General features: G+C 60.4%; 6 protein-coding genes (1 of these 6 cut by a window edge). All 6 read left to right on the forward strand.

Annotated elements, in window-relative coordinates; translation table 11 throughout:
- Positions 1 to 4,942, forward strand: partial view of an LEPR-XLL domain-containing protein gene (locus FFI89_RS07020; RefSeq protein ID WP_168212810.1) — the final stretch only. It extends 22,835 nt beyond the left edge of the window; 4,942 of the gene's 27,777 nt are visible here — the last part of the coding sequence; its start codon lies beyond the left edge, outside the window; the stop codon is at positions 4,940 to 4,942.
- A 29-nt stretch (positions 4,943 to 4,971) separates the two neighbouring features.
- Positions 4,972 to 5,832, forward strand: coding sequence for a SapC family protein (locus tag FFI89_RS07025; protein WP_138834150.1), 861 nt, complete (start codon positions 4,972 to 4,974; stop codon positions 5,830 to 5,832).
- A gap of 129 nt (positions 5,833 to 5,961) precedes the next feature.
- Positions 5,962 to 7,824, forward strand: coding sequence for an HlyD family efflux transporter periplasmic adaptor subunit (locus FFI89_RS07030; protein ID WP_138834152.1), 1,863 nt, complete (start codon positions 5,962 to 5,964; stop codon positions 7,822 to 7,824).
- Entirely contained in the window at positions 7,821 to 9,974 is a 2,154-nt protein-coding gene (locus FFI89_RS07035) for a PqqD family peptide modification chaperone (protein ID WP_168212811.1), read from the forward strand. Before FFI89_RS07030 ends, FFI89_RS07035 begins: the two co-directional genes overlap by 4 nt.
- A 7-nt stretch (positions 9,975 to 9,981) precedes the next feature.
- Positions 9,982 to 11,982 (forward strand): preprotein translocase subunit SecA, encoded by a 2,001-nt coding sequence (locus tag FFI89_RS07040; protein ID WP_138834156.1) that lies wholly within the window; start codon positions 9,982 to 9,984, stop codon positions 11,980 to 11,982.
- Between the two features lie 230 nt (positions 11,983 to 12,212).
- Positions 12,213 to 12,926 (forward strand): efflux RND transporter periplasmic adaptor subunit, encoded by a 714-nt coding sequence (locus tag FFI89_RS07045; RefSeq protein ID WP_246669484.1) that lies wholly within the window; start codon positions 12,213 to 12,215, stop codon positions 12,924 to 12,926.
- The last annotated feature ends 621 nt before the right edge of the window (positions 12,927 to 13,547 follow it).

The raw sequence follows: 13,547 nt of genomic DNA on the forward strand, positions 1-13,547 counted from the left end.
CGGCTCGGGCAACGACACGATCGTCGGCGGGCGCGGTGGCGACCAGATCTACGGCGACTCCGGTATCAACGTTGACGTGATCCGCCGCCTGTTGATGGTCGCCAACACCGCCGGCACGTCGGGCGCCGTCAACGTCGACCCGATTATAGCCGGGAACGACCTGATCTATGGCGATGCACCGGGTTCGACGGCGACCAACGCTTTCGGCGACTACAACGACATCATATTCGCGGACCTCGGCGACGTGGGCCAGGCGGTGGCTGGCGCGCGCGATACCACCAAGCCGGTGGTACTGACGCCACAGCGGATCGAGACGACCCTGCTGGACCGCTCGATAATCAGTCAGTCGCGACAAAATGGCGGGAATGACACCATCTACGGTAACGGCGGCGAAGACATCCTGATTGGCGGTGCCGGCAACGACGCGATCGACGGCGGCACCGATCGAGACCTGATCTTCGGTGACAACGTTTCACTCGACCGCACCGGCCACCTTGGCAATTATGCGAACCTGCGCTTCGAAACGCTGACGGGAACGCAAATCTACAGCACGGCACCGACGAGCGCCGGGCAGGATCAGGCCAGCAACGTGGCGCAAGCCGATCCGCGCGGACACGGTGCATGGGGCGATTACCTCATCACCATGTACGATGTGCTTCCGGATTTGACCAAGTCGGTGACGGTCGCCAAATCGTTCGGCGACGACTACATCGCCGGTGGGCCGCAGGACGACATGATCTTCGGCCAAGCGGGCAACGACACCGTCCAGGGCGACGGCTCGATCGATTACGTCTCGCATCTGGTGATCGACAACGGCGCCGGAGCGATGGTCGTTAGTCCCAGCGATCCATACGGCGGACGCGTCGGCGTCAGCAACATTGGCCCGAACATCGCGGGCAATCCGTTCCGCGATGCCAATAACGCACTGTTCCTGCGTCCATCCCTTGACGGGACCGGCGACGGGCAGGACTATATCGAGGGTAACTCCGGCAACGACATCCTGCTGGGTAACCAAAATCAGGACGACCTGATCGGCGGCAGCTCCGACATGTTCAGCCTGACCGACGTTTCCGCCATAGTCGCGCGTAGCTTGCGGCCGGATGGTTCCGACCTGATCTTCGGCGGCTCCGGCGTCGCGATTGCGCGCAATGCCATCGGCGATGCGAGCATCGATGCGAACGGCAACATTACGACGACGGCGAATGGCCATGCCAACGACTCAGACGCGATCGTCGGCGACAATGGCGACATCATCCGGCTCGTCGGCATTAACGGTCAAGTAGCGCCCCCGGTGGGTAACGTGATTCTTACCGGCAACATTGGCCAGGCCGGTAATCCGGTCCAGAGCTTCAACGGCTTCTTGCGTTTCAACTACGATACCAGCACGGCAGAAGGGACCGCTTACGACGAAACGGCCAAGATCGTGGCTCGCGCCGTGCGCCTGCTGGATTACACGCCAGGCGGCCCCGACTTCGCGCCATTGCTCCAGGTAAACGACATTGGCGCGGCCGACGAGGTCCACGGCGAGTCCGGTGACGACTTTATTTATGGCGGCAAGGGCAGCGACTGGCTCTATGGTGACGGCCAGAGCGACGACATCCTCGGCGGCTACGGCAACGACTGGATTTCCGGTGGCACGGGTGACGACGGCATCATCGGTGACGATGGGCGAATCTTCACCAGCCGAAACAGCTTGAGCGCCGGCCCCACGAACCCCGGTTATCTCGTCAGTCAGGGCGAGCCGCTGAATGGTGTCGTGGCGCTGCTGCCAAGCGACGCTGATCCGAAGTACAGCAACGGCAACGCGCTGAACGAATTCATCTTCACGCCCGGCAACATGCAGATCGACACGATCAATGTCAGCGGCGCGCTGAAGAAGACCATCGATCTGACGCCGTTCAGCTCCGATCCGAACTGGAACGGGACCGCCGACGAATTCTCGGTCCCCGGCAGCAAGCCCAATTCGGCCGCAAGCGACGGCAAGACGAAGGCGCATAACGACGATATCATCTTCGGCGGTCTGGGCAGCGACTGGATCCATGGCGGCTCGGGCGATGACGCGATCTCGGGCGCCGAGGCGCTGCCGCTGTCCTTCACGCAGACGGAAAATGCAATCACTCTCGACCTGACCGGTATCGCGGAGACTGACTACGGCCACCCGTACAATCCGGGCGACGCGCTCCGCTTCAACCCGACGGATCCTGATGGCAAGTTCACGCATCCGCACATCGCCGGGCGCACAGGCGAGTTCGCGCTTTATGACGAAAACGACCCGTTGCGGCAGATCCTGCTGAACGGGGATGGGACCCTCAACAAGACCGGTACCGGCCTGCAATTCTTCCTGAACTTCAACCAGAACGAGGGCGTCTTGAGGCTGGGTGGCACGACGCCGGGCAACCAAAATCAATCAGTTCCGTACCCGGCCGTCCATGATGACGGCAACGACAACATCTTCGGCGATAACGGCAATGACTGGATCGTCGGAGGCACCGGCCGCGATCACACCTATGGCGGCTGGGGTAACGACCTGCTGAATGCGGACGACGACCAGACGACCGCCGGCGGACTCAACAACATTCCGGAGACCGCGCCGACTTACGAAGATCGCGCCTATGGCGGTGCCGGCAAGGACGTGTTGATCGCCAACACCGGCGGCGACCGGCTGATCGATTGGGTCGGCGAATACAACAGCTACCTGGTGCCGTTCTCCGAGTTCGGCATGGCGACGGTCAGCCGCACGATGCAGCCGTTCTTGCACCAGTTCCTCTACGCCGAGTCGCTGAGTGACGGCGTCGACGCGACACGCTTCTCCGACTTGAATGGCGGGGCAAATCCGCCGGCTCCGAAGAACAATGACCCGAACCCGGGCCGCAACGGCGAACCAGCCGGTGAACTCGGTCTGGTGCTGCAACAAGATGCCGCATGGCATGCCCAGACCGGTGCGCCAACCGATCCGCAGGCGGGCAACACCCCGGGCACGCAGCGCGACGTTCTGCGAAGCGCCAGCTACAGCCCCAACACCGTGACCGGCATGTTCGCCGACACCGGCAGCTGGAGCGTCATCAACAGCGCCTACCAGAACAGCACGACGAAGGTAGGCGGCGACAACATCAGCTTGTTCGACCTCAACACGTGGCTGCCTGCGAATTTCTACGAAATTCAATCCATCATGAAGGTCCAAAGCGGTGGAATCCAGCAGAACGGCTTCATCATCTTCGACTACCAGAGCTCGACAAACTTCAAATACGCTGGCATCGACATTAAGACCAATCAGTTGAAGATAGGGCAGCGGTCAGACACTGGTTGGAACGATCTTGCAATCCTGCCGGCCGGCAAGCCGACACTGAGCCTCAACTCGCAGAATACCCTGTTGCTCACGGTCAACGGCACCACCGCGACGCTCAGCGTGGCCAGCTCGAATGCCCAAAACACGAACGTGCTGAAGGTCTCGTATACCTTCAATGCGCCGCTGAACACCGGGCTGTTGGGCGTCGGCACCAACAATTCGATCGCCGCGTACACCTCGTATACGGTCCAAAGACTGCCGGTGAACTTCACCTACAGTGTCCTGGAAGACCTGTCGGATGGCGTTGCCCAGAACTTCACGCCGGCGACCGGGACGTGGACGACGACCAGCGGCACCAACGGCGCCTATACGGCAACGCCGCTGGGCACCGACGCGGCCTTGACCGTACGTCCGCTCGCTGTCGCGCCATTGTCGTACGTCGAATATTCAGCCACGGTGAATGCCGCCAAGGCAGGAACGTCCGCAGGGCTCACGTTCGCTTACACATCGACCGGCGACTTCCTCTATGCAGGGATCATCGCCGGCACGAACCAGGTAGTGTTGGGGCATCGCAGCAACGGCATCTGGTACGTCGACGCGTCAACCAGCGCCAGCATCAATGCCGGGACTAACTACACGTTGCTGGTCGCCCTGACCGAAGGGACGACGAATACCGTGAACGTGGTGCTCAATGGCAAGAGTGTGTTGAGCTACAACTACAACATCCTTGTGCACGCTGGGAGCATCGGGCTTTACGCGCGCAACGGATCCGCCACGTTCGACAACGTTCTGATCCGCGGCGACGATATTGCGTATGCCGGCGGCGGCACGCCCCAGGTGGCAGCGGCCGCGGCCCCGGCGTCGACCGACACCGCGACCCTGACCGCAGACCAGCTGGCGTCGATTGCTGCGGCGGCCAAGAGGTTGTGGATCGATGCGCTCGGCGCCGGTGATCCGCGTCTGGCGATCCTCGACCAGGTCACCATTCTGGTAAGCGATCTGCCCGATGGGATGCTGGGAGCGACAACCGGAACCACCATTGTCATCGACGGCAGCGCCGCCGGGTGGGGGTGGTTCGTCGATCCGACGCCGAACGACAACAGCGAGTTCTCGACACACTTGTCGAACGGCGTGTTTGCGGCGAACTCCTCGAGCGCAGCGTTCGGACGGATGGATTTGCTCACCACGGTGGTGCACGAAATGGGCAACGCCATGGGCTTTGCGGAGGACCAGGGCCAGGATGTGGCAGGCATGACGTTGCAGGCCGGCGAACGGCGGGTGCCCGTCGGAAGCGTTGCGACTGCTCAGAATGCGCCCGCAGCGGTGGCGCAGACGATCGATTTGTCAGTCTTGACGGGATCATGGTTCACGACCCTGCCAGGGGCTGCGGTCGCTCCGGCCTTCACGTCGGATGCCGGCGGCAAGCCAACGACAACCCATGACCTCGGATTGGGCTCATCGGACGAGGAGAATGCTGGCAATGCGAAGCTGAAGATCGACTGGAATCGCAATCGTGCCAGCTTCATGGAGAAAATTGCATCACCGAACGGGACGCGGGATTGGCAGGATGACTTCCTCAATCATCTCGGGAAGGACGGAGTTCAGCGCAATCCGAACGCGGGCCTGCGGGTGCGTCCCGGAGCGTTTAGTGCTTGAGTAATGCCGAAACAGGAGTGCGTGACAAAATGACGACCCAGTTATTGATTTACGAAACGGTTGTTCCGGTGATGTTTGCAAATCATCGCCACTCCTCGGTAGATATCGGCCGGAATTTCGCCTTCAGCAGCAAGATAAATTCAGTGCCGCTGACCGCCATTGAGTTCCGTGATGCTCAATCCGACTATCCGATCGTGTTTGCGGGCAACAAGGAAGGCGTGATGCCGGCGGTCATCCTCGGATTGCGGGAGGGCGAAAATCTATACCTCTCACGCGACGGCAAGTGGGATGCCCGCTACATCCCGGCCTTCGTCCGCCGTTATCCCTTTGTGTTCGCGAAGAGCGAAGATGGGGAAAGATTCAATCTGTGCATCGACGAGCAGTTTTCCGGCTTTAACGGCGACGGACGTGGCGAGCGGCTTTTCACCGATGATGGCAAGCCCACTACCTATGTTGAGAACATCCTGAAGTTTCTTCAGGAGTATCAGCTGCAATTCCATCGTACCGAGCGGTTCTGCAAAAAGCTGCTGGAGCTCGATCTGTTGGAGCCCATGCATGCCCAGGTAGAAATGAATTCGGGGGAGAAGTATTCGCTCGGCGGCTTTATGGCGGTCAACCGCGAGAAGCTGAAGGAGTTGTCGGGCGAAAAACTGGCCGAACTCGCCAAAACCGACGAGCTAGAGTTGATTTATCTGCATTTGCAGTCGATGCGTAATTTTGCCGCTTTAAAGGACCGGCTTGGCCTGGCCAGTATCGGAAAGACCGATTCCGTTCCAGATTCTGAGGAAATCGCGACCTCCGGGCTGGATAATCCCGAAGAGCCCAAAGGTCGAAGGCACTCACCAAAATCGTCTAATGGTTCTCGGGCGCGGAGCGCTGTTCTGGAGTAGCGAAAGAAACATGCGACCGCCGCCAGCGTCACCTGCTTCGGACGCAGTGATTCATTGCGAATCGTGCTCCTGTCAGAGCCTCCGCAGGCAATTTGCCTGTTTGCAGTCCGTAGCGATAAGATATTCGCTATGACCACCGCGCCGATTTATTCGCTCACCGAAGATGCCTCTCGTGCAGAGTCCGCTGCATGGGCAAGATTTTCATCGGCAAATGATACATCCGAATTCTGCAAGAGCTGGCTTGCTATCCTGTGTCTGCAGATCGAACGCGTGAACGGCGGGTTGCTGCTGCTTGGTCCCGACCCGGACGGTACTTACGTCCCGGCGGCGATATGGCCGCACGAAGGTCGTGATGTGCAGTATCTCAGTCCCGCAGCGGAACGGGTGCTGACGGAAAAACGCGGACTCGTGGTTGCTGCGGATGGCGGTTCAATCGCAAAGCGCGACCATCCGGCATTTGTTGGTTATCCAATCGAAGTCTCGGGCGTCCTCCATGGCGTCGTCGTCCTTGATGTTGCTGCCGGCTCGGAGGCGACGTTGCAGCGAGCGCTGCGGCTTCTGCATTGGGCCAGCGCCTGGCTGGTCGATCAGTTTCGCAAGCGCGCGATCGAGGAGCGCGACGCGCGGATTGCGCGCCTGGCGCTTGCCATGGACATTGTTGCAACCGCGATCGAGCAGCGCCGTCTGGAGCCGTCGCTGCTTGCCTGTGCCAATGAACTCGCGGGTCGTTTGAACTGCGATCGTGTCAGCATAGGCTTTGAAAAATCGGGAAGCGCCGAGCTGCATGCGATTTCGCACACCGCCACGTTTGACGCCAAAATGGACCTCGCCCGGCTGATCGGTGAGGCCATGGACGAGGTTCTTGACCTTGATGTAGCGCTGGTTCATCCCCCGCGTGACGAGAATGAAATTCCTGCGATTGCTCACGCTGAGCTCGCCCGCGAATTCAGAGATGTCGCAGTATGCTCGATCCCACTGCTCGACGACGGGCATGCGATCGGCGTTGTGACGTTCGAGCGCAGCGAAGGCGACACTTTCGACGTTGAAACGGTTGAGTTGTGCAAAACCATCGGGGGATTGCTCGGGCCGATTCTAAAACTCAAGCGCGATAGCGAACTCAGCATCTGGCATCGCGGTCGCACCGCCGTAGGCGAGGGTGCGCAGGTGCTGTTCGGGCCGCGTCATCCCGGCGCCAAGCTTGTTGCGTTGATGATTGTCGCCACCGTGCTGGTTTTCAGTGTCGCCAGCGGGCTTTACCGGGTCACGGCCAAAACTGTGATCGAGGGGGCCGTGCAGCGCGTGGCGGCGGCGCCCTTTGATGGCTTCATTCTGCAGACGTTCGTTCGGGCCGGTGATACCGTACGAAGCGGGCAATTGCTGGCTCAACTGGACGATCGTGATCTGAAGCTGGAACAGTCGAGGTTGAATGCCGAGCGGGAACAATCGCTGCGTAAGCATCGACAGGCGCTTGCGACACAGGACAGGGCGGCGATGGTCATCATTGCGGCCCAGCTCGATCAGGTCGACGCCGAGCTGACGCTGACGACGGACAAGATCGCGCGTGCCAAGCTCCTGGCTCCATTTGACGGGATCATCGTGAGCGGCGACCTCAATCAACTGCTCGGAACACCGGTTGAGCAGGGGAAGGTACTGTTCCAGGTCGCGCCGCTCGATGCTTACAGGGTCATTCTGCAGGTGGAGGAGCGCGACATTGCCTATGTTGCTGTCGGCCAGCGTGGAGAGCTGACCCTGTCCGGAATCCCGGATCAACTGATGGACTTCACGCTTACGCAGATTACGCCGGTGTCGACCACCCAGGAGGGGCGCAACTTTTTCCGGGTTGAGGCGCATCTCCTCAATGCGTCCGAGCGGGTGCGTCCGGGCATGGAAGGGCTGGGTAAGGTCGCAATCGAACAGCGCAAGCTGATCTGGATCTGGGGACATACTCTGTTCGACTGGGTACGTCTGTCGATCTGGAAATGGCTGCCATGACAGCAACCGCCCCGCTTTTGAGCAACTGGTGGTACAGGGTGGCAGCGCGAAAACCAAGGCTGCGTTCTCACGCACGCCTCCATCGTCACCGCTATCGTGGCGAGGTCTGGTATTTGCTACAGGATCCGGCCTCCACCCGTGTCCATCGCTTTTCGCCTTCAGCCCGCTTGATCATTGCGCTGATGGACGGCAAGCGCAGCATCGCCGAGCTTTGGGAAATTGCGAACAAGCACCTTGGCGAAGATGCGCCGACCCAGGACGAGGTAATCCAACTGCTTGGTCAGTTGCATTCGGCTGACCTGCTCGAGAGTGATGTGACGCCGGACGTGGCCGAGCTGTTTGCTCGCGGTGAACGTGAAGAGCGAGCGCGCTTTTTCCGAACTTACGCCAATCCGATGGCATTGCGGCTGCCACTGTGGGACCCGGACGCCGCTCTGAACAGCTGTCAGGGGTTGATCAGGCTGATCTGGAGCCGTTGGGGCGGGTTGTTGTGGCTTGCGATGGTATTGCCGGCGCTGTTCCTGGTCCCCTCGCACTGGCCGGAGCTAAGCCATAACCTCAGCGATCGCGTACTGGCAGTCGACAATCTGTTGACGTTGTATCTGGTGTTTCCGTTGATCAAGGCCCTGCATGAACTCGGGCACGCGAGCGCGACCAAGGCGGGCGGCGGTGAAGTGCATGATATGGGGGTCGTGTTCCTGGTCCTGCTGCCGGTTCCCTACGTGGAAGCATCTGCCGCCACTGTGTTCAAGTCAAAGTACCGTAGGGCGCTGGTGGGTGCGGCCGGCGTGATAGTAGAGCTCTTTGTAGCGGCGATCGCATTTTACGTCTGGCTTTTGATCGAGCCCGGGATCGTCCGGGCGCTGCTCTTCAACGTGATGTTGATCGCAGGCGTTTCCACCCTGCTGTTCAACGGCAATCCGTTATTGCGGTATGATGCTTATTACATCTTGGCGGACCTGATCGAGATTCCGAACCTTGCTGCGCGATCGACGCGTTATTGGGGCTATTTGATAGAGCGTTATCTGCTTGGGGTGCATGAGAGCGAGCCACCCGACGCGACTTTCGGCGAGAAGACCTGGTTCGTCTGTTATGGTTTTGCGTCCACCATCTATCGGATGATGGTGACGATCGCGATCGCGATATTCATCGCCGGACGGTTCTTCGTGGTTGGCGTTATTCTGGCACTTTGGGCGGTGGGCGCGATGGCGGTGTTTCCCGTGTTCAAAGCCGTGAAACATCTGGTGGGTAGCCCGCGATTGCACAGGCATCGACGGCGCGCGATTACGGTCACCGCGGCGCTTCTGGTCGCAGCCGCCGGATTTATCCTATTCGTACCGATGCCTTATCATTCGCATGCCGAAGGCGTGGTCTGGCTGCCCGAGCAGGCGGTGGTGCGCGCCGGCGCCAACGGATATTTTCGCGATTTTCTGATCGGGCCGGGCAACGCCGTCACCAAGGGCCAGGCACTGACGCAAAGCACCGATCCCGCGCTTGATGCGCAACTGCGCCAAAGCGCCGCCAAGGTTGCCGAACTTGAAGCCGAGTATGCGGCCAACTTCGTCCAGGATCGGAACAAAGCCCAGATCGTGAGCGATCGACTTGACGCTGAACGGGCGCGTCTCGTGCGTTCGCGCGAGCGGAGCGACGCCTTGACTGCCCGTGCCAACACGGACGGGGTATTCGTTGTCTCACAAATGGGCGATATGCCCGGACGCTATTTTCACAAGGGCGAACTGCTCGGTTATGTGATGGGCAACACGGCGCCGATCGTACGCGTGGTGGTCCCGCAGGACGCGGTCGATAACGTTCGGACCGTCACCAATCAAATTCGCCTTCGTCTCGTTCATCAGCCGGGAGTCGTGATGAAGGGCACCCTGCTGCGGGAAGTGCCAGGCGGCGAGGAGCAGCTACCGAGCGTCGCACTTGCGGCCGAGGGCGGCGGTGAGATCGCGACCGATCCTCGCGAAAGCAAAAACCCCAAGGCGCTTCAGCGCATGTTCCAGTTCGATGTCGCGATCGACGACCCCGGCCGGGTCGATCGGTTCGGTCAGCGCGTCTATGTGCGCTTTGAGCATCAGATGACGCCTCTTTCAGTGCAATGGTATCGCAGCATACGGCGACTGTTTTTGTCGAGCTTGAATGTCTAGGGGAATCATGATCACCGAGGCGGCCGAACTGGCGGACGGGCGTCCGTACGCCGAGCGCTCGGAACGCGAGCCCGGCCTGCATGACAGGGCGGCGGAGTTTCTGCTGGGCTGTACGGTTCGTCCGGCACGTCAGGCTCTGTTTGATTCTGCGCGCGGTTTGGCAGCTATCGTTCCACTGGTGCGGCGGCACGAATCGGCACTTGCAACTTTGTCCGACGCAGATCTCGCCGCGCGCGCGCGTGCCATGCGCGGGCGATTGCGAAAAGAGGGGTTCGCCGAGGAGGTCGTTGGCGAATGCTTTGCGTACGTGTGCGAGGTTGCCTCGCGCACGATCGGAAAGCGGCACTACGACGCCCAATTGATGGCTGGATGGGCGTTGTTGCAAGGCACACTGATCGAGATGGAAACAGGCGAAGGCAAAACGATCGCCGCGACGTTGGCGGCCAGCACGGTTGCCCTCTCGGGTTATCCCGTCCACATCATCACCGTGAATGATTATTTGGCCGCGCGCGACGCCGAGGAGATGGGACCGCTCTACCGCTTCCTGGGTCTCAGCGTTGGCACGGTCGTGCAAGGCCAGACACGCGAGGTTCGGCGGCAAGCATATGCCCAATCACTAACCTACTGCACCAACAAGGAACTGGCCTTCGACTATTTGCGCGATCGCGTAGCGTTGGCGCACCGCGGCAGCAAGTTGCATCTTTCTCTCGAAAAGCTTTCCGGCCGCATGCAGCGCGGGAGCGAATTGGTCTTGCGTGGTCTCTATTTTGGAATTGTGGACGAGGCCGACAGCATTTTCATCGATGAAGCGCGCACGCCACTGATCTTGTCTGCGACCGCCGGGGCAGGTGAAGCCCAGGAACAATGCGTCCAGGCGCTGGAAATCGCCGGGAGTCTTGACAGTGGCCGCGACTATTTGATCGAGCTGGTGGAGCGTAGAGTGTCGTTGACTGCCGCCGGGCGAGAGCGGATCGGTGAGCTTGCAATCGATTTTGGCGGCGTATGGACGTCGGTTCGCGCCCGCGAACAGCTGATCACCCAGGCCCTTGGTGCTTTGATCTTGTTTAGCCGCGACCAGCATTATGTTGTCAGCGAGGGCAAGGTCCAAATTGTCGATGAATCGACAGGCCGCGTGATGCCCGACCGCTCCTGGGAAGGCGGACTTCACCAGATGATCGAGGCAAAGGAGCGGTGCGAGCTGACCTTGCCGCGGGAGACGCTGGCCCGGCTGACCTATCAGCGGCTGTTTCGCCGTTATATCCGGTTGGCGGGAATGACCGGCACGGCGCGCGAGGTCGCACGCGAGATCAAATCGGTCTATGGGCTCGATGTCGTACGTATCCCGTTGCACCGACCGTCACGACGTCACTACGTCGGGCCCAGGATATTCCAGACCAGGATGGAAAAATGGCGGGCGGTAGCCGATTCGGTCGAACGGCTTGCCATCAACGACGGCCGTCCCGTGCTGATCGGGACGCGCTCGGTCAAGGCATCGGAAGAGATCAGTGCGCTGCTGGGGGAGCGTGGCATTGAACACGCGTTGCTGAACGCGAAGCAGGACCAGTTTGAAGCGAGCGTTGTTGCACTTGCGGGACAGTCTCACCGGGTGACGGTGGCAACGAACATGGCGGGTCGCGGCACGGACATCCGGCTCGGGCCAGGCGTTGCCGAGTTGGGCGGATTGCACGTCATCCTCACCGAGTATCACGAGTCGCGACGCATCGATCGCCAGTTTTTTGGCCGCTGTGCCCGGCAGGGTGACCCGGGTAGCTGTGAAGCGATGGTATCGCTCGACGATGAAATCTATGCGGTTTATGCTCCGGCCGAAACCGCGCTGATCGTCCCGGTGGCAAGGCGGATCTCAGGCGTGTCGGCGTTGCTGTATCGTGGACTGCGCCAGTTGGCCCAATTCCGGGCAGAACGGCGCGGCGCGTATATCAGGGTGCAGAACCTTGCCCAGGACCGGCGTTTGGAGCGTGTGCTGTCGTTTTCCGGCAGGGCCGAGTGAGGCCGGTCGACACCGAACATGTGCATATTGCGGCCGAGCCACGACGTTGGAGCGCGACCATGCTGAAACGGTTTGCAAAGGCTGATCGGTCCGGAGTGTTTGACAGGCCGCACCGTCGAGCGTTGTTGCGATTGAGCATGTTATCCTGTCTGGTCGTTGCGACATACATCGCCGCGCCGGCGTATGCGGAAGAGCAGTCCGACAAGTTTCTCTGCCTGATCCAGCCGAAGATGACGCTGAAATTGGGGACGCAGGTGCCGGGCCTGATCCGCGAAATGCTGGTCGATCGCGGCGCGATCGTCAAAAAGGGCGATGTGATTGCGAGGCTTGAGTCCGGCGTCGAAGCGGCCGCCGTCTTGCTTGCGGAGGCGCGCGCCGCCAACGAGTCTTCAGTGCGGTCAGGTCAGGCCAAGGTCGACTACCAGAAGCGCAAGGAAGAGCGCATGAAGGCCTTGCGCAAGAATGACACGGTTGCGTTTTCTGCGGCAGACGAGGCTGAAACGCTGGCCCGGGTGGCCGAGAACGAGTTGGACGAAGCGAAGGTCAACGTGCAGATGGCGCAGACGGATGTCGTGCGGGCGCGGGAAGTTCTCAATCAACGCATTGTCCGCAGCCCTATCGACGGTGTCGTGACCGCGCGGACGCTCGGCCCCGGCGAGTATGCGTTTGACCAGGGACATCTCGTCACGGTTGCACAAATCGATCCGCTTTACGTTGAGGTCTATGTCCCCCTCAATCAATTCGGGCGAATCCACATCGGCATGCAGGCCGAAGTTTATCCGGAAGATCCGGTGGGCGGCGTGCACAAGGCGGTCGTGACGGTTGTCGATCAGGTGTTTGACGCTGCAAGCGGCACCATCGGAGTGCGGCTCGAGTTGCCGAATCCGGACTACGCGATACCGGCCGGCCTGAAATGCCAGGTGCGGTTTGGCGGGATCGGTTAAGCCGGCCGCGCTACGCCCGCTCCAAGCCGCAGCGGGCGCGGTGGCTCGGGCCGGCAACTCAGCATGTCGTCGGTTGGCGGTTTTTGGACCGCTTGGCGCTTTTTGGTCTTCCCGTTAAGTCCGTTGTGTTGCCGCGCTCTCGCGCAATCAGGACAGGTCGTGCGGCAATTGACCGCAATGATGTGATAAGAAAGAGACACTACCGGCAAATCTATCGCTGCAATTCGTCAAAACTTTATCTCTCAGCGATAGGGCAAGTTAAGGTTCCGTACCGACGGTCCACGCGCTTCCCGCGCTGGATGTTTACCTCGGGAACTGATTGCTCCGCGTATGATGCGGCGACCGTCGGCCCACGATAATTCCACGTTCGATTTTGTGGGAGCTCGCGCCATTCGCCGCCGGTGGTTAGCCGGAAGCGCCTTAAGCAGTTTGATGGTCGCATCCCTTGCCGGATCTTCGGATGCGTTGGCGCAATGTGCAACAAGTGGAACCGATCCTGTCAGCCTGACGTGCGCGGTCAATACGACAACAACGAGTACTACTAACGTAACTAGCCCAAATGGTTCGACATCGGATCGCATCCAGCAATTCAACGCTGATCTGAATGGTCAGGTCAGCGCG

The organism is Bradyrhizobium sp. KBS0727 (assembly GCF_005937885.2).
Taxonomy (GTDB): Bacteria; Pseudomonadota; Alphaproteobacteria; order Rhizobiales; family Xanthobacteraceae; genus Bradyrhizobium.